Genomic DNA, 17,348 nt, shown 5'->3' with positions numbered 1-17,348 from the left:
ACTGTTTTGTTGTAAATTATTTACTTTACTAAATCTCTTAATTCCAAAAATCTGTCTTGGTTTCAAGATTGATATTCTTTGCCTTAAAGACTGGATTCTTACCTTCCTGTCTTTGCTTCTGGTAATCCCTAAGACACTGTACCGCCGGTTTACTAAGAAGAATAATAACCGGAATATTGATCAGAGCCATCAGTCCCATCAAGACATCTGCGGTATCCCATACAACGCTGAAGTCCATTGTCGCGCCTACGCACACAACAAGAACTGCTGCCATACGGAATACTGCCAGAAGCACCTTCTCCGGTGTCTTATCGCAGATATAGCGAAGTCCCATCTCGGCATAGTAGAAGTTCCCGATCAATGTGGTAAATGCAAACAAGAACAGTGCGATCGTGATGAATACACTTCCGAATCCGCCAAGAGAACCTGCTACTGCTTCCTGCACATACGGCATACCCGCCATTCCTTCCTCCGGCTGAACACCTGAGCACAGAAGCATAAATCCCGTTGCGCTGCAGATCAAAATTGTATCAATATAAACAGACAACATCTGTACAAGTCCCTGTTTTACCGGATGAGAAACACCCGCGGAAGCCGCTGCATTCGGAGCAGAACCAACACCAGCCTCATTAGAGAACAATCCACGTTTGATTCCCTGCATAATCGCAGATCCTGCAAATCCGCCGAAGATTGCCTGAATGTCAAAAGCACCTTTGAAGATCGCAGCAAATACAGCCGGAACCAGATTGATATGTGTCAGAACAACAAACAATGCAACTACCATATATGCCAGTCCCATGATCGGAACAAGGACTCCTGTAATCCTGGAAATTCTTTTACTCCCTCCGAAGATACAAATTCCGAAAATCACTGCCAGAACAACCCCTACCAGAAGAGGTGTCCTTGACGGATTAAAGAAATCATATCTGCGGAAAGAATCTGAAATATTAAAAGAAGCAACCATATTAAATCCGACCATATACGTTGCGATCAAAACAACTGCGAATAAAATTCCCAGCCATCTCTTTTTCAGTACCGTCTGAATATAATATGCCGGGCCGCCGTATGAACTTCCGTCTTCTGCCTTTCTCTTGTAAATCTGCGCAAGTGTACTTTCTACAAATGCAGACGCACTTCCCAGCAGCGCAATCAGCCACATCCAAAACATGGCACCCGCTCCGCCGATACAAAGCGCCGTAGAAATACCTGCAATATTCCCTGTCCCTACACGGGACGCGGTAGATACCATCAACGCCTGAAAAGAAGAAATCGCCTTTTCATCAGACTTCGGCTCCATAACTACCTTAAGTCCCTCTTTCAGAAACTTAAACTGTACAAATTTGGTTCGGACTGTAAAGAAAATTCCGGCTCCTATAAGAAGGATGATCAGAATATAGCTATACAGCCAGTTACTTAACGTTCCAATAATCTCTGCGAACAATGCCACATACCTCCTGCTTCTCTCTTTTTCCTTTGTAGAAAATAAACTCTATATAATAGAACATCGGTGTATAAAGGGTGTTCTGCGCCCTTTCACGCACCGACGTTACTTCATTATTCTATCATAAGACAGCTTCTATTGACAAGCAGATAACCCAAATACTGCAACACTATTGTTACAGTCAGCGCAATAAATACGCAGAGTTGATTGCCTTTGGCGCAGACGTGTGGGAATCGAACCCACCCAGGACGCTCCTAACGCCCCGCACTGGTTTTGAAGACCAGGAGGCACACCAGTTACCCGACCGCCTGCATATAAATAATTTAAGATTATATTATTTTTATGTCATCAATAAAAATCTCGGTTCTTATAGTCCATTCACTCTCTGCACTCGTCTTTCGCGTAATTTTCATTGAATCGGTGTATTCCAGAATCTGCTTTGCACATTTTCTGCTTGTTTTAAATGCATCTCTTACCTGTGAAATTGATATAACAGGATTTGCCGACAGCATCTCCGCAATCCGTTTTTTTGCCGAATCCATATAATCCGGCAGACTATAACAGTCATCACAAACTTTCACTACACTGCCGTCTTCACACAAAATATTCAAAATGTCATCCTTTACTTCTCCTGATACTCCCTCCAGTACAAGCTCGGAATATTTAACAAACTCATATCCTGCTTTTCCGAAAATATCTAAAAGCTGTCTGGATACCTTGTCAAATTTCCCATCCCTTACTGCCTCAAATTCCAATGTGGATACATATTCCCCTACACACTTCAGCACACCCTTATCCTCCCACATTTTCAGCACTAATGCAAATACATTTGGTTTAATCTTTTTAAAATATGTGGTCTGAATCTCTGCCTTTTTCATACCATGCCGATAAGGATACTCCTTTTCGTATGCTGCCAATACCTTCTGCAGCTCTTCCAGAGCCTTATCAACATAAATCCTATGCCACACATAGATATCCTTTTTCAGGGGAAAACTCTGTACCTGTCCGCCGCGTTCTAGCTCCTGCACATTTTTCTCTGTTTCTTCCATTGTAAAAGCCGTCCGCTTTGCAAGCTCTGCCACGGTAAAAAGCGCATCCTTCCGTGAACGGATATGAAGCTCGAGAACATCTGCAATAGACCCTTTTTCTTTCTGTTGTAATTCCTCAATCACATCTTTGCGGAAACGTTTTTTGATGCCTGGATTTGGTTCTAATATGATGCCCCCTCCAATGGTCTCCATAGGAGAATAAAAACGGACTACAAACTTATCTCCCCGGCGCAGTGCAATTTTCTCTTCCAGCCGGAGCTGCACATAACCGCTTTCCCCCGGCTTCAATTCCTCATGCTCTAAAAGCACGGCACGGCAGAGTACCTCACTTGTTCCTGTAAAGAGATGCAGACGCGCGCGGTTCGTCAATATCCGTGGAGAGGATTTCAGCATTTCCAGTTTTACATCCAGAAGATTTGTGTTCTTCATGCTGTTCACAGGAGCGAGTACACATCCTCTTCGTACTTCTTGTTTCTTTACATTGGAGAGATTTATCGCCACACGCTGTCCTGCGCAGCATTCCTCCTCGTCTGTGCCATATACCTGAATATTGCGTATTTTACCTCCCTTTTCCAGAGGATAAAGTTCCAGTTTGCTCTCCTTATTGATGACACCCGACACAAGCGTCCCAGTAACCACTGTGCCGAATCCCGGAATGGTAAATACACGGTCAATCGGCAGTCTGGGAATGGCAGCCGTATCCTTCTCTTCTACCTCTTCTTCTGTCATACGCTGAATCTCTTCTACCAGATTGGAAAGTCCTTCTCCCGAAGCAGCAGAAACCTTAACAATCGAAACATTCTTTAAAAAGGTATCTGACAGTTCTTCCCGGATTTCCTCTTCTGCCATCTCCAGCCATTCTTCATCCACCAGATCACACTTATTCAATACAAGAATACACTTGTCTATTCCAAGAAGCTTCAATATATCCAGATGCTCCCTTGTCTGGGGCATGATACCTTCATCGGCGGCTACTACCACCAGTACCAGATCCATCCCCACAACACCAGCCACCATATGGGGAATAAATTTCTCGTGCCCGGGCACGTCCACAATACCAGCCCGGTCTCCGTTCGGAAGATTAAAATGTGTGAAGCCAAGGTCAATGGTAATCCCCCGCCGCTGCTCTTCTGCCCATCTGTCAGTATTATATCCGGTCAGCGCTTTAATCAGGGTCGTCTTGCCGTGATCAATATGTCCTGCCGTTCCGATAATGATGTTTTTCATAGCTCTCCGCCTTTTGCTGTCAGCCTTTCCTTATCCAGTATCTGCTCTTGTTTGATCCTTGCGGCAATCTCCGGTATCTGTTCCTCGGTAATCGTCCTTGCATCCAGCAGAAACCGCTCCTGAGACACCCTTCCAATCACAGCTATGGAAAGCTTCCGCAGCCGTTCTTGCAGCAAAGTCACTGAGATTTCCTCCGGCAATATGGAAACTCCGCAGCTCGGAATCTCTGTTTCCGGAAAGCTACCACCTCCTGCCTGAGACATGCAGTCACACAGGCTGATCTCTGCCGGAAGACATTTTTCCTTAAGAAGCTGCTCTAATCTCTCTGCCCTTTTACGCACTTCTTCATAAGATTCTGTCAGCATCCGCAGCACCGGAATACGTTTCACTGCCTTCTCCTCCCTGAGATATTCCAAAAAACACTGCTCCAGAACAGCTACAGTATATTTATCAATACGGAGCGCCCTTGTCAAAGGGTGCTTCTTCAACCGATCAATATATATTTTCTTTCCTATGATGATGCCCGCCTGAGGACCTCCCAAAAGTTTATCCCCGCTAAAACACACAATATCCACTCCGTTATTTACAGCTTCCTGTACCGTAGGTTCATGAGGGAGCCCATATTTCTCAAGATTAATAAATACACCGCTGCCAAGATCCTCTACAAGAGGAATTCCCGACTGCGCTGCCAGCTGAGCCAGTTCTTTTGCCGGAACAGCCTTTGTGAATCCCACAATACTATAATTACTTGTATGAACTTTCAGAATCAACTTCGTATCATCATTCACCGCTTCTTCATAATCTTCGTAATGGGTTTTATTAGTACATCCCACCTCACGCAGAATAGTACCACTTTCTTCCATTACATCGGGAATGCGGAACTTACCGCCGATTTCCACCAGTTCTCCTCTGGAAACAATGGTCTCGCCCCCACGGCCCAGAGCACTTAAAACCAAAAGCACGGATGCCGCATTATTATTGACCGCCATAGCTGCCTCTGCCCCTGTAATCCGGCAGAGCAGTTCCTCAAAATGAGAATACCGTTCTCCCCGGTCTCCACTTTGCAGGTTATATTCCAGATTTGAATAGGAAGAAACAATCTTCGATATACTAGCGGCTGCTTCTGAATGAATCGGCGCACGCCCCAGATTTGTGTGCAGCACAGTTCCTGTGCCATTGATCACAGGTTTTAAATTTACGGAGCATATTTTCTTTGTACGCCTGAAAATGTCTGCCGGAAGATTCTCGAGAACGTCCAAAAGAATACTCTCATCTGTCTCTTGTTCAATCAGTCTGCGAAAATCAGCCAGTACTTCTCTGACAGCATCCATCACCGGAGTTCTCCCCCACGCTTCCACTGCTGCTTGAAGTTCTTCTGTCTCCAAAAGCATATCTACTTTGGGGATTTTCCGATACCAACTTTTCTTCTCCATCTCTCTTCGTCTCTCCCTGTCAGATTGATTCTTTCTATCTAAAAATATACCCCATATTCATTGATTTCTCAATATTTAATATCGTTTTCTCTCTTTCCCTCATAAACATATAATTACTACTTTTACAACGGATAAATATTCATTCTCTTGATCAGCCCCTCCTCTGTCATATCTGACAGAATCGCACAGACTGGAACAATGATACTGCCGTATGTAATAAAATACCAGACCATTTCATCCCCCTTATATTCTACACTGGTGATAGGGAATGGTCCGCGGTTAAACCCAAAGCGATTGTGATACATCATCTCGACTGCCATCTTTCCTTCCAGATGTATCGTATCTCTGCCAATCTTCAATTGCGAAGAATCATGCAGTACGCCATATTTATCAAATAAATCTGCCAGCTCTACATTATTTCCGATCGTCATACAATGTATGAACTGCTCTAAAAGTTCTCTTTTTTTTGTCTTCTTTACCATTTTAAATCTCCTTTTTTGTCCATGCACAATATCTAAAATCTCTCTGAGCGAAGCAATGCATCAATTCCACCGTCTACAAATAAAATCACACCATTAATTCCGCTCGCTTCCGGTGATGCCAGAAATACGATTCCATTTGCGATTTCTTCCGCATCCAGAAATTCCCGCTTGCCGTATCTGGTCGGGATCGGAATCAGAAGCGCCGCGTCCATCTGTGCTTCCGTCATTCCCTTTGTCATCGGTGTCGTTGTATTTCCAGGCGCAACGGAGTTGATCCTCAAACCATCCACCGCCCACGATGGCGACACACGCCGTACCCATCTGGCAAGTGCATGCTTGCTGGAGCTGTATGCACTTGCACGCTGCTCTGCCGGAATCTCTTTTGCAAATTCCAGCACACGCCTTTCATCCATAACATTTGAAATCATATCTACCCAGTCAGGACGTACAGTCTGATTCGTAATGGAGTTAGAAGAAGTCACAACACAACAGCCCCTCTTCTTAATCAATAAGTCCCTCACCCCTTCTGCCATTTCTACAGAAGCAAAGAAGTTCAGTGCAAAAATCATTTCTGCCGAGCGTACCGGTCCAACACCTGCATTACAGATAATTCCGTCAATTCCCTGAGGAAATTTCTCATGGATTGCTTGCAAAGCCGCCTGTCTTCCCTCAGGTTGTGATAAATCTGCACAAAAATCTCCATCCTTATAGTCTACATTATAGACCGTGTGTCCTTTTGCCTGTAGTTTTTCCCTTGTTACAGCGCCAATTCCGGTTGTTCCGCCTGTTATTACATAAATTCCCATTTTTTCCTCCTATATGTTTTTTCACATTTTGTTGTTTCCAGTATATAGAAAGAAAAGAAGGCAATAAGTTGTTCTGCCAACTTTTTACCTTCTTTTAATTAAATATTATTTTGACGATATAGTCATTTATTTCACAAATTCTGAAAATAAGTCTTCTCTTTATTCTCTGTTATATAATTCTGCTTCCAGAATTCGGAAATGATTTTTCCTGCAGTAGATCAGGTTTTCCTCTTCCATCAATCGCAGTTCATGGGATAAAGCGCTGCGATTTACACATAGAAATTCCGCCATTTCTTCCCTGTTATAAGGGATATCAAATTCATCCTTTCCTTCAAGACTTCTCTGGATTGCCAGAAATGTCAGGATTCGGTCACGCATCCCCTTTCTGGAAAGTATTTCAATCTTGCTCATTTTCTGCTGGTTCTCACCTGCGATCAAGGCCAGCACACTCTCCATCATAAGCAGCCTCTCAGTCTCTTCCACATACCCTGGTTTCGCAATTTTATCATAATCAACGACGTAAATTTGACTGTCCTTTACAGCCGTAATGTAATAGGTGCTGCTCCGCCTTTTTGTAGCTGCGATATCCACTCCCACCATATAGGAAGGCTCATATTTTAACATCAGACTCTGGCTTCCGTCCTTATACAGCTTTGTCGCATTCAGTTCCCCTGATTCCAGAATTCCAAAAAAGGACACTTTCTGACCATCTCTGATAAACAGTTCCCCTTTCTTCAATGCCATGCACTTTGGCTTCAGGCTCAAAAAAAGTTCCTGTGTACGCTCTAAAGTCAGTTGTTCAAAAAGTCTTGCCTTCCCGATTGTTTCCCAATTCAAAGTATTTCCCCGTTCCCTGTCATCATATTTTTCATCTTGCCGCTGCATTTTCCCGCTGACGCAAATGCTTTCCGATTATCAGCAAGTATGTCGCTGTCGACAAGACCGCAGCCATCACATCCATAACCGGTTCCGCATAAAATGCCGCTTTTGCGGTCAAAAGTGCCGGGAATATCAATGTCAGAGCCACATACCCCGTCTTACGGAACAAGGACAGAGCAAGCGCTGTTTTTGTCCGTCCAAGAGCCGTCAGTCCGTCTACCAGCACATATTGAAAGCTCATTGGTATCACACCTAATGTATACACCCTGATTCCCCACACTGCAAGCTCTGTCAGCTCTGCCTGCCTTGTAAATATTTTTACAAAATACGGCGAAGCCGCCTGTGTCACAAAAAACATCACCGTTGTAAAAATAATCCCCATTCTGAGAATACTCCACTCTGCTTTTTTTACACGTTCTGTCTGTCTTGCACCATAATTATAACTCAAAATTGCCTGTGTACCACCGCTGATGCCAATCAACGGACCGGAAATCAGCATCATATAGCTTTGAATGATTGTCGCACCGGAAATCAACAGGTCGCCCTGATCTGATCCGCCATATTTCTGCAGAACTGCATTTGTCACCAGAATAATCGCACTGTCCGTTGCCATAATCATAAAAGGTGAGAAACCAACTGTAATAATTTTAAGCATCGTCTTAATCGAATAATTTCCAAAACAGATTCCTATCGGTACTTTCTTGCCTGACAAGAATCCAACAGCAAACAGAAAGGATGCTGCCTGTGCGATCACAGTTGCTGCCGCTGCGCCTGCCACACCCATATCAAATCCAAAAATAAACACCGGATCTAATATAATATTCGTAACCGCACCTGTCAGTACCGTTGCCATCCCAATTGTTGAAAATCCCTGACATGTAATAAAATAATTCAATCCCAGAGACATCAGTGCAAAAAATGTCCCCGCCGTATAAATCGTCATATATGTATCAGCATACTCAAAGGTTACTTCACTGGCACCAAACCACATCAGCAGGCGGTCTTTCGACAATAAAAATGAAACAGTCAGTACGGCTGCAAATAAGAGCAGCATTAAAAATGAATTTGACATCAACTGGCGCGCTCTCTTTTCATTCCCTTCTCCCTGACGCATTGCCATGAGGATCGAACCTCCCAGCCCGACCAATGTTCCGAAAGAACTCAAAAGCGTTACAATAGGTCCGCAGATACCAACTCCAGCCAGCGCCAGGTCTCCAATTTCCGGAATGTTTCCGATATACATTCGATCTATTATACTGTATAAAATATTAACAAATTGTGCGATCATAGTAGGAATTGCAAGTCGAAAAACCAGTCTGCCGACCGGATCCCGTCCCAGATCATTTTCTTTTCTCACAACTCTTCCTCCCTCATGTAGTTCTTATCGGTGGTATACCTCCGCCATTACTTTCAGCATAATCTTTCTTTATTGTAGCAAACACAACTATTTGAATCAACCAAAAGAACACATATCCGTGCCAAGTCCGTAAGAACATATGATGGAAAAATAAATTGTACTTTTTATTCCCCTGTGCAGTTCATATCTGTAAGACCACAAGTCTTATCCTCATCGTCTCCTACACAGTTCATGTCATTCAGACCACAGGTCGTCTCCTCATCCTCAGACAAACAATTCATGTTGTTCAGACCGCAGGTTTTTTCCTCGTCAGCGGTAACTCCGTTCATATTTGTAATATCCAGATTTTTGCCCATTAGGGATCCTCCTTTTTACAACAGTAAGCCTCTGGCTGTACTGTCCCTCTTATTCTACATTTTTCGTTGCAACAATAGCGACTCCTGTTCCTGCCACATCTGAAATGATTACGTCGCCGATATGAACCGGCGCTTTCACGATAACATCTTTCAATGCCTCAACACACTCAAAGATTTTTCCTTTGGGAACATCTTCCTTCGTCTTTACAGACACCATATCGGCGCTCCCACCCTCTACACGTACGGTTGATGTCACAATCCGGGTCGGATTGGTCACTTCTTTTTTTGCATAGACTTCGCCGCGCCTGCAGGTATTGCCGCTGACATTTACCACTTCTGCGCCATTCATCACCACTGTCAGAGGACACCCCATAGGGCAGCTGATACAAGTCAGATTTCTTTCTTCCATTCTCTTATACCTCCTCGCTTCGTTACGAGCAATTAATTTCTCACGAACTTACAAATCTATTGTAACTATTCAATTTTTACAGTGATTTCCTGCAAATCAGCATACTGCATTAATTGTTCCTTTGTCAACTTAATTTCTTCCATTTCACCGGGAGCCACAATCTGCCGTTTTCTGTGAATCACTCTTTCCTCTCCAAAATACGCACTCACATAGCAATCCCTATATACATTTCCCACACGGAAACGTACAGTTATAGAATCCTCCATATGCTCAGGGTTGATCGTGACCGGAACTGTATAACGTACACCATCCACAGCCTTTAAGACAATGTCATGTCCGCCGCTGCGTTTTCCCACTCCTGTTTTAACGTAAACTGCCGCATTCTTGCCTGCTGCTGCCGCCTCCTCAGATACAAAGTCCACAAGGTCATGCACATGAAGTACATTTCCACAGGCAAATACACCTTCAATATTGGTCTCAAGGCTTTCATTTACCTTTGGTCCCGAAGTCACCGGATTCATCTCGACACCCATACCGTTTGACAATTCATTTTCCGGAATCAGCCCTACAGACAACAGCAGTGTATCACAGGAATAATACTCTTCCGTTCCCGGAACCGGTCTGCCCTTGGAGTCCACTTCTGCAAGTGTAATGCCCTCCAAACGTTCTTTCCCCTTGATGTCTACAACAGTATGGCTCAGCTTCAGCGGAATTCCGTAATCGTCCAGACACTGTACGATATTTCGCTTTAATCCACCGGAGTAAGGCATCAGTTCTGCGACAACCTTTACTTTGGCTCCTTCAAATGTCATTCGTCTTGCCATGATCAGACCAATATCGCCGGAACCTAAGATAACCACTTCACGCCCTGGAAGACAGCCTTCCATATTGACCAGGCGCTGCGCGGTTCCTGCTGAGAAAATCCCTGCCGGGCGATAACCTGGAATGTTAAGTGCTCCCCGCGAACGCTCCCGGCATCCCATTGCCAGAATGATTGCTTTCGCCTGAATCTCAAACAATCCATCTTCTCTGTTCATCGCCGTCAAGACCTTATCTGCTCGGATGTCCATGACCATTGTGTTTAACTTATATTCAATATCCAGCTTTGCTGCCTGATCGATAAAACGTCCTGCATATTCCGGACCTGTCAGTTCTTCTTTAAATGTGTGAAGTCCAAAACCATTGTGAATACACTGATTCAAAATTCCTCCCAATTCCTTGTCTCTTTCCAGAATGAGAATACTGTCAACTCCGTTTTTCTTTGCGGATACTGCTGCCGCCAGTCCCGCCGGACCGCCGCCGATAATGACAATATCATATTGTTTCATACTAAGTATCCTCCTTCCTTTATAAAGTATCCTTATTTGTTCCGACTACAATTTTTGAATTTCCACCCGATTTTGTAATGTCGAACATACTCATGTTACACTCTCTCGCCAGAATTTCCATTGTCCTCGGTGAGCAAAAGCCTGCCTGGCAACGTCCCATTCCTGCTCTTGTTCTGCGTTTTACACCGTCCAGAGACCTTGCTCCCAGCGGACGATGAATTGCATCCAGAATCTCACCTTCTGTCACCATCTCGCAGCGGCAGATGATATTCCCATAAGCAGGTTTTTCTTTCATCAAAACAGCCCTTGCTTCTTTCGTCAATGTAGACGGATCCAGAACACCTTTTCTCGTTGCTATGAAGTCTTCCTTCTTCTGAAGCCCCAGCTTTTTACTTACGATGTCTGCAACCATTTCTCCGATTGCCGGACAACTTGTTAGCCCAGGAGATTCAATCCCTGCACAATCGATAAATCCTTCAGCGCCTTCCGCTTCACCGATAATAAATTCATGATCGTCCTCATGTGCACGAAGCCCTGAAAATGATGTAATTACCTGACGCATTGGAAGGTTTCTCACATTCATTCCTGCTTTCTCAATCAGAAGATCCAGCCCTTCTCTTGTTGTATTGGTTCCCTCTTTATCTTCCACATCAATAGCTGTCGGTCCAACAAGCAGATTACCATGAATTGTAGGTGTCACGAGCACACCCTTCCCATATTTACCCGGAAGTGCAAAGATTGTTTTGCTCACATGTCCGCCTGCACTTTTATCCAGCAGACAGTAATCTCCACGCCTTGCGGTAATGTGTATCCTTTTCTCACTTACCATGTTGTGAATTTTGTCGGCATACACACCTGCGGCATTGACGATGCATTTCGTCTGGTATACCCCTCTGTTTGTCATCAGCTTATAACCGCCGTCAATCCTTTTGATATCTTCCACTTCGGTATCAAACTTAAATTCCACACCATTTACATTGGCATTCTCCGCCAGTGCAATATTCAGGCTGAACGGACACACAATTCCTGCTGTCGGCGCATACAGTGCTGCATACACGTTATCAGAAATATTCGGCTCCATTTCCAATACTTCTTCTTTGTTCAAAATCCGCAGTTCTTTCACACCATTTACAACACCTCTGTCATACAGCGTCTGCAGACTCGGCATATCCTCTTCATGAAGGCAGATGACCAGAGAACCATTTTTCTTAAAAGGAAAATCCAGTTCTCTGGAAAGCTCTTCCATCATCTGATTGCCGCGTACATTCAGCTTAGCCATCAGTGAACCTTCTGCCGCATCATATCCGGCATGGACAATAGCACTGTTTGCCTTGGAAGTTCCGCAGCATACATCTTCTTCTTTTTCAATGACACAGGCTTTTACTTTATAGCGGGACAATTCTCTTGCAGAAGCCGCCCCTGCTACTCCGCCTCCAATAATCATAACGTCATAATCAAACATGGCCATTCACTCCTTTTATCCTTTCACTTCATTTTTGGAAAGCCCCACAAATAGATACGTACTGCCCGCACCGTAATCAGTACGCATCTATTGTAGGGCTCTCTCTTCTCACACAATCTTTTATATAATTTTTACCACGGAATCACTCCATAAAGCAATACTGCTGCAACCGCACCAATGATTGGTCCGATAAGGGGTACAATTGCATATCCCCAGTTGGAATCCCCTTTGCCTTTAATAGGCAGAAGCGCATGCGCCAGACGAGGACCGATATCACGTGCCGGGTTGATCGCATAACCTGTCAGTCCGCCCAAGGACATACCGATGGATACAATGATTCCAAATACGAGGAATTTATCCAGCCCTGCAGCCAGCCCTGGTACATTTATTATACCTTTGATCGCAAATACGAGAACGAAAGTACCGATCGCCTCACTTAAAATGTTCAGCCCCATGTTCGGAATAGACGGGCTTGTACAAAATACGCCAAGCTTACTCCTTGCATCTTCTGTTGCGTCAAACTGTCCTTTGAAAAGCAAATATACGAGAACCGCTCCTACAAATGCTCCTGCAAACTGTGCAATAATATATCCCGGAACCAGCGCCCAGTCAAAACTTCCGTCAATTGCAAGTGCCAGTGTCAGCGCCGGATTGAAAGATGCTCCTGATGCTGCACCGAAGATAAATGCCGGTACCATAACCGCAAGCCCCCAGGCAAATGTAATCTGAATAGAGCCAGCGCCCTTCATTCCTGATTTGTTCAATGTTACGTTAGCTACTACACCGTCACCTAAAAGAATCAATAACATGGTTCCCAAAAACTCTGCTATATATGGTAACATATCCATTTCCTCCTCTTAATTGTCTATTATCCATTCCCTTCATTCCTGTTCTTCTTTTGCCCAGCCATATGCATATTTCACAGCTTTGTTCCAACCCTTGATTCTATCTGCTCTGTCTTCCTCTTTAATAGACGGCTCAAAGGTTTTATCAATTGCCCAGTTCTTAATAACATCTTCCTTACTCGTCCAGTAGCCGACTGCAAGACCTGCCAGATAGGCAGCTCCCATTGCGGTTGTCTCTACACACTGCGGACGGTTCACCGGAGCGTTGATGATATCAGCCTGTGTCTGCATCAGGAAGTCATTCGCACTTGCTCCTCCGTCTACTTTCAAAGCTGCAAGCCTAATTCCAGAGTCTGCTTTCATTGCATCCAGTACATCATTTACCTGATAAGCAAGGGATTCCAGTGTTGCACGGATAATATGATATTTATTGACGCCGCGGGTAATGCCTACGATTGTTCCTCTTGCATACTGATCCCAGTGCGGAGCCCCAAGTCCTGTAAATGCCGGAACAACATAACATCCATTTGTATCTTTTACTTTCTTTGCCATGTACTCGGAATCCGGTGAAGAATCAATGATCCTCATTTCGTCACGAAGCCACTGTACTGCAGCGCCCGCTACGAAAATAGAGCCTTCCAGTGCGTAATTTACTTTACCATCCAGTCCCCATGCGATAGTTGTTACAAGTCCGTTCTTGGAGAATACCGGTTTCTCGCCCGTGTTCATCAACAGGAAACACCCTGTTCCATATGTATTCTTTGCCTCTCCTGCTGTGAAACAAGTCTGTCCAAACAGAGCTGCCTGCTGGTCTCCTGCAGCGCCTCCGATCGGAATTGGTCCGCCTAAGAAGGACGGGTCTGCAGTTCCATATATACAGCTTGACGGTTTCGCTTCCGGAAGCATACATTTCGGAATTCCCAACTCTGCAAGAATCTCGTCATCCCATTCCAGTGTATTGATGTTAAACAACATAGTACGAGATGCATTGGAGTAGTCAGTTACATGAACAGCCCCCTTTGTAAGCTTCCAGATCAGCCACGTCTCTACTGTACCGAATAATAATTCACCCTTTTCTGCTCTTTCTCTTGCTCCCGGTACATGATCCAGTATCCATTTTACCTTGGTTCCTGAGAAATATGCATCGATTACAAGTCCCGTCTTCTCTCTGTACTTATCCGTCAGCCCTTTATCTTTCAGAGAGTCACAATACTCAGAAGTTCTGCGGCACTGCCATACGATTGCATGATAAACCGGCTCTCCTGTATTCTTGTCCCATACAATTGCAGTCTCACGCTGGTTGGTAATACCAATTGCAGCAATATCTTCAGCAGCAGCTCCGATCATATTCATCGCTTCAACCGCTACACCAAGCTGACTTGCCCAAATCTCGTCCGCATCGTGCTCAACCCAGCCTGGCTGTGGAAAGTATTGTGTAAATTCCCTCTGTGCCACACTGCACATCTCACCCTTTTCATTGAAAAGGATACACCTGTTACTGGTCGTTCCTGCGTCCAATGCCATTACATACTTTGCCATATCTTTTTCCTCCTTTTTAGTCCAGTACTTTTGTACCTTGTGTTGTGTTATAAATAAACTGCCCTTCTAAATAGCAATTTAATTCCATTATATGATTCTCCCATTGTGCTGATCACACCTACATCAGCCATACTGTCCGATTACTTGTAGATACTGCAATAGCTCCTGCACTGAGCGCCGACACTACTGATTCCTTATCACTGATCAGTCCACCTGCAATAATCGGAATCCGGGTTATATGACAAACCTCTTTGATTAGCTTGGGCATAACTCCCGGAAGCACCTCGATAAAATCTGGTTTCACATTGCAAGGCTGCTGCCGGATATTTTCCAGCGCCATAGAATCAAGCAGGAAATACCGTAATACGGTAAATAAGTTCAACTCCTTCGCCCTCTTTACAAGAGCCGGCTTCGTTGTGATAATACCATCTGCCATCGTGTTGCCCTTAATGAAATCTACGGTCACTTCCTTAGAACTTAAACCTACAATCAAATCCATGTGGATCATTGCTATCTTTCCGGCATCCTTCACCTTCTTCACAATATCCGCAATTGTACAGATATCTCCAAATAAAATAAATACGACTTGAATCTCTTCCAGAACACAGCAGTATTTCAAATCCCCCATATTTTTCACTGCCGCAATCACCGGATCGCTTTCCACCGCATCATAAAATTGTTGTTCCACGATATTCATTTCACTCCCTTTACCTTAATTGAAAATATAAAAAAGGAGGGCAACTCACATAACAACATCTCTGTTGCCGTTCATTGCTCTCCTCTCTCAGCACGTTATTTAATTTAGCTTCACTATAGCACAGAATAGTTACTTCTGCAATCACTTTTTATCTATTCTGTATATTCTCACAAACTTTAAAGTTTATTTTTAGATATTTTTACCAAAATTTCTGTCATCTCTTCAATTGTTTTCGGACCGATATATACCTCTTCATCATTCACAATTATCATCGGTACACGCTCAATCTTGTACTTCTCAACAAGCTTTGGGTAAAGCGCTGCGTCAATCATCTCAGCCTCAACCTGCCCGCTTAACACTGCTATCTGCTGGCAGGCGGCAACCACCTTAGGACAATGGTGACATGCCAGAGATACACAAATTTTGATATTCATTTTTCGTTCCAGTTTCCGAAGCATCTTCACTGCCCGGCTGCTGACTTCCTGACCTGGTCCCGCCAGATTGTAAATGGCAAGAACGAAAGAATTGATTTCTTTTCCTCCCGGCACGCCGTGAAATGCAATCCCGGCATAACGTCCATCTTTGTAAAGCCCCGTTACTGGAAGATATGCTGTATCCAGCTCCACAGCCTGTTCTGCCTCATCCGGCATATACATTTCCAGAGAAATCTTCGGGCTCAAGCTCTCGATAACAGTAAGAAAACCGGCAAGCTCCACTCCTTTCTCCGTCGTCATATCAATGACCGCTTTAAGCACTACTTCTTCCGTTAGTTTTAAGAAAATCCCACTCAATTCTTTCTTCAAATTCTCATCCAATAACTTGCTCTCCGGTGTAATATGTTCAATCATAATCCCACCTCTCTTATCCTACAGCATTCCAACCAGATCCAGACTTGGCGTCAGCGTCTCTTCGCCCGGTTTCCACCTCGCAGGACACACCTCATCCCCATGTTCCTCCACGAACTGAGCCGCCTGCACTTTACGCAGCAGTTCCTTTGCATTTCTTCCAATTCCCATATCATGCACTTCATATGCCTTAATCTTCCCCTTCGGATTCAGGATAAATGTTCCCCGAAGAGCCTGTCCTTCCGCTTCCACTAGTACCCCGAAAAATCGTGCCAGTACCCCCGCCGGATCTCCCAACATAGGATACTCAATCTTACGGATTGTCTCAGAGACATCCGCCCATGCTTTGTGTACAAAATGGGTATCCTCAGATACAGAATAAATTTCACAGCCCGTTTCCTGGAAATCTCCATAGAAATCTGCCAAATCCCCCAGTTCTGTCGGACATACAAATGTAAAATCCGCCGGATAAAAGAAGAATACCGACCAGTGCCCAAGCACATCCGCCTTTGTCACCTCACGAAATTCATCTTGGTGAAATGCCTGCACTTTGAAATCCGTAATCTCCTGATTGATCATGTTACCCATATACCTTGCTCCTTTCTAATTCGTTCTTGTAATCTCCTGTCTTTGACAGACCTATTATAATCAAGATATATTTTGTCAGTCAAGCTGTAAAAATGTAACAGTTCAGCCTTTGGCTGCACTGTTACTGAATCCGCCCTATTTTAAATTCACCTGCGGTGAAAGGGCGGATTCTATTTCTCCGGCACACGTTTTTACGGAGTTTGCAGCAAGTGCAAACTCCTATGCTGAACTGTAACGTAAAAATACCGTAAATATATTCCCCCGCTCCGGATCATATTCTCCTTTCATATATCCCCGCTCACCTCTGACAATCTCTCTTGCCAAATATAGTCCAAGCCCGACACCTTCTTGGTCTTTCACATCTTTTCCGCGGTAAAACCTCTGGAACAATTTAGAAAATTCTTCCCGTTCGATCTTCTGTCCCCGGCTGCACACATTAATACGGACATACATCTCGTATTCCATGATTTCCACCAGAATCATACTCCCCCGATCACTATACTTCACCGCATTATCCAACAGATTAAACCTGAATTATTCACGCCGCTATAAACTTGCTTAAAAACGGATAGCATTACTTTAAAGTAAGTAAAACCGTAACTTAA

Annotated in this window: 17 protein-coding genes and 1 tRNA gene; all 18 read right to left on the bottom strand. The window is 44.2% G+C overall.

Features of this window, described 5'->3' with window-relative positions; genetic code table 11:
• Nucleotides 1–37: 37 nt before the first annotated feature.
• The 18 genes from NFS18_RS10800 to NFS18_RS10715 all read right to left on the bottom strand — a co-directional run bounded on the left by NFS18_RS10800 (nt 38) and on the right by NFS18_RS10715 (nt 17,262).
• Nucleotides 38–1,441: an alanine/glycine:cation symporter family protein gene (locus NFS18_RS10800; protein WP_251390086.1), complete on the bottom strand. Its 1,404-nt coding sequence runs from the start codon at nt 1,439–1,441 to the stop codon at nt 38–40.
• 214 nt (nt 1,442–1,655) lie between these two features.
• Nucleotides 1,656–1,753, bottom strand: a tRNA-Sec gene (locus NFS18_RS10795).
• Nucleotides 1,754–1,770: 17 nt separating this feature from the next.
• Nucleotides 1,771–3,717 (bottom strand): selenocysteine-specific translation elongation factor, encoded by a 1,947-nt coding sequence (selB, locus tag NFS18_RS10790; RefSeq protein ID WP_251390044.1) that lies wholly within the window; start codon nt 3,715–3,717, stop codon nt 1,771–1,773.
• Entirely contained in the window at nt 3,714–5,150 is a 1,437-nt protein-coding gene (selA, locus tag NFS18_RS10785; protein ID WP_251390043.1) for an L-seryl-tRNA(Sec) selenium transferase, read from the bottom strand. Before selA ends, selB begins: the two co-directional genes overlap by 4 nt.
• Before the next feature lie 122 nt (nt 5,151–5,272).
• A complete protein-coding gene (locus NFS18_RS10780; RefSeq protein WP_251390042.1) occupies nt 5,273–5,632 on the bottom strand; it encodes a hypothetical protein in 360 nt (119 codons plus the stop codon).
• A 32-nt stretch (nt 5,633–5,664) separates the two neighbouring features.
• Complete coding sequence (locus NFS18_RS10775) at nt 5,665–6,438, bottom strand: SDR family oxidoreductase (RefSeq protein WP_251390041.1); 774 nt, start codon at nt 6,436–6,438, stop codon at nt 5,665–5,667.
• Between the two features lie 159 nt (nt 6,439–6,597).
• On the bottom strand, nt 6,598–7,323 hold the full coding sequence (locus tag NFS18_RS10770; RefSeq protein WP_251390040.1) for a Crp/Fnr family transcriptional regulator: 726 nt from the start codon (nt 7,321–7,323) through the stop codon (nt 6,598–6,600).
• Nucleotides 7,307–8,674, bottom strand: a complete 1,368-nt coding sequence (locus NFS18_RS10765; protein ID WP_251390039.1) for an MATE family efflux transporter — start codon at nt 8,672–8,674, stop codon at nt 7,307–7,309. The genes NFS18_RS10770 and NFS18_RS10765 overlap by 17 nt, the downstream gene beginning before the upstream one ends.
• A gap of 164 nt (nt 8,675–8,838) precedes the next feature.
• Nucleotides 8,839–9,030 carry a hypothetical protein gene (locus NFS18_RS10760; RefSeq protein WP_251390038.1) on the bottom strand — a complete coding sequence of 64 codons (192 nt, stop codon included), beginning with the start codon at nt 9,028–9,030 and terminating at the stop codon, nt 8,839–8,841.
• Nucleotides 9,031–9,079: 49 nt separating this feature from the next.
• On the bottom strand, nt 9,080–9,439 hold the full coding sequence (locus tag NFS18_RS10755; protein WP_251390037.1) for a DUF1667 domain-containing protein: 360 nt from the start codon (nt 9,437–9,439) through the stop codon (nt 9,080–9,082).
• Nucleotides 9,440–9,504: 65 nt separating this feature from the next.
• On the bottom strand, nt 9,505–10,767 hold the full coding sequence (locus tag NFS18_RS10750; protein ID WP_251390036.1) for an NAD(P)/FAD-dependent oxidoreductase: 1,263 nt from the start codon (nt 10,765–10,767) through the stop codon (nt 9,505–9,507).
• A gap of 19 nt (nt 10,768–10,786) precedes the next feature.
• Nucleotides 10,787–12,229, bottom strand: coding sequence for an NAD(P)/FAD-dependent oxidoreductase (locus NFS18_RS10745; RefSeq protein WP_251390035.1), 1,443 nt, complete (start codon nt 12,227–12,229; stop codon nt 10,787–10,789).
• A gap of 131 nt (nt 12,230–12,360) precedes the next feature.
• The gene (locus tag NFS18_RS10740; protein ID WP_251390034.1) at nt 12,361–13,071 is read right to left on the bottom strand and encodes an MIP/aquaporin family protein; all 711 of its coding nucleotides are present in this window, start codon (nt 13,069–13,071) and stop codon (nt 12,361–12,363) included.
• A gap of 39 nt (nt 13,072–13,110) precedes the next feature.
• Nucleotides 13,111–14,613: a glycerol kinase GlpK gene (glpK, locus tag NFS18_RS10735; RefSeq protein WP_251390033.1), complete on the bottom strand. Its 1,503-nt coding sequence runs from the start codon at nt 14,611–14,613 to the stop codon at nt 13,111–13,113.
• A gap of 118 nt (nt 14,614–14,731) precedes the next feature.
• Complete coding sequence (locus NFS18_RS10730) at nt 14,732–15,301, bottom strand: glycerol-3-phosphate responsive antiterminator (RefSeq protein ID WP_251390085.1); 570 nt, start codon at nt 15,299–15,301, stop codon at nt 14,732–14,734.
• A gap of 185 nt (nt 15,302–15,486) precedes the next feature.
• On the bottom strand, nt 15,487–16,158 hold the full coding sequence (locus NFS18_RS10725; RefSeq protein ID WP_251390032.1) for a thioredoxin family protein: 672 nt from the start codon (nt 16,156–16,158) through the stop codon (nt 15,487–15,489).
• An 18-nt stretch (nt 16,159–16,176) separates the two neighbouring features.
• On the bottom strand, nt 16,177–16,743 hold the full coding sequence (ahpC, locus tag NFS18_RS10720) for an alkyl hydroperoxide reductase subunit C (protein ID WP_251390031.1): 567 nt from the start codon (nt 16,741–16,743) through the stop codon (nt 16,177–16,179).
• Nucleotides 16,744–16,962: 219 nt separating this feature from the next.
• Nucleotides 16,963–17,262, bottom strand: a complete 300-nt coding sequence (locus tag NFS18_RS10715; protein WP_277613602.1) for a sensor histidine kinase — start codon at nt 17,260–17,262, stop codon at nt 16,963–16,965.
• Between the last annotated feature and the right edge of the window lie 86 nt (nt 17,263–17,348).

The organism is Mediterraneibacter agrestimuris (assembly GCF_943193195.1).
Taxonomy (GTDB): domain Bacteria; phylum Bacillota; class Clostridia; order Lachnospirales; family Lachnospiraceae; genus Schaedlerella; species Schaedlerella agrestimuris.
The sequence above is the reverse complement of the archived record's forward strand: the minus strand, read 5'-3'. Positions and strand labels throughout refer to the sequence as shown.

What these genes read in the sequence shown, in the direction of transcription:
- selB (WP_251390044.1), bottom strand. Translation starts at nt 3,717, where the DNA reads ATGAAAAACATCATTATCGGAACGGCAGGACATATTGATCACGGCAAG.
- selA (WP_251390043.1), bottom strand. Translation starts at nt 5,150, where the DNA reads ATGGAGAAGAAAAGTTGGTATCGGAAAATCCCCAAAGTAGATATGCTT.
- NFS18_RS10780 (WP_251390042.1), bottom strand. Translation starts at nt 5,632, where the DNA reads ATGGTAAAGAAGACAAAAAAAAGAGAACTTTTAGAGCAGTTCATACAT.
- NFS18_RS10775 (WP_251390041.1), bottom strand. Translation starts at nt 6,438, where the DNA reads ATGGGAATTTATGTAATAACAGGCGGAACAACCGGAATTGGCGCTGTA.
- NFS18_RS10770 (WP_251390040.1), bottom strand. Translation starts at nt 7,323, where the DNA reads ATGCAGCGGCAAGATGAAAAATATGATGACAGGGAACGGGGAAATACT.
- NFS18_RS10760 (WP_251390038.1), bottom strand. Translation starts at nt 9,030, where the DNA reads ATGGGCAAAAATCTGGATATTACAAATATGAACGGAGTTACCGCTGAC.
- NFS18_RS10755 (WP_251390037.1), bottom strand. Translation starts at nt 9,439, where the DNA reads ATGGAAGAAAGAAATCTGACTTGTATCAGCTGCCCTATGGGGTGTCCT.
- NFS18_RS10750 (WP_251390036.1), bottom strand. Translation starts at nt 10,767, where the DNA reads ATGAAACAATATGATATTGTCATTATCGGCGGCGGTCCGGCGGGACTG.
- NFS18_RS10745 (WP_251390035.1), bottom strand. Translation starts at nt 12,229, where the DNA reads ATGTTTGATTATGACGTTATGATTATTGGAGGCGGAGTAGCAGGGGCG.
- NFS18_RS10740 (WP_251390034.1), bottom strand. Translation starts at nt 13,071, where the DNA reads ATGTTACCATATATAGCAGAGTTTTTGGGAACCATGTTATTGATTCTT.
- glpK (WP_251390033.1), bottom strand. Translation starts at nt 14,613, where the DNA reads ATGGCAAAGTATGTAATGGCATTGGACGCAGGAACGACCAGTAACAGG.
- NFS18_RS10725 (WP_251390032.1), bottom strand. Translation starts at nt 16,158, where the DNA reads ATGATTGAACATATTACACCGGAGAGCAAGTTATTGGATGAGAATTTG.
- ahpC (WP_251390031.1), bottom strand. Translation starts at nt 16,743, where the DNA reads ATGGGTAACATGATCAATCAGGAGATTACGGATTTCAAAGTGCAGGCA.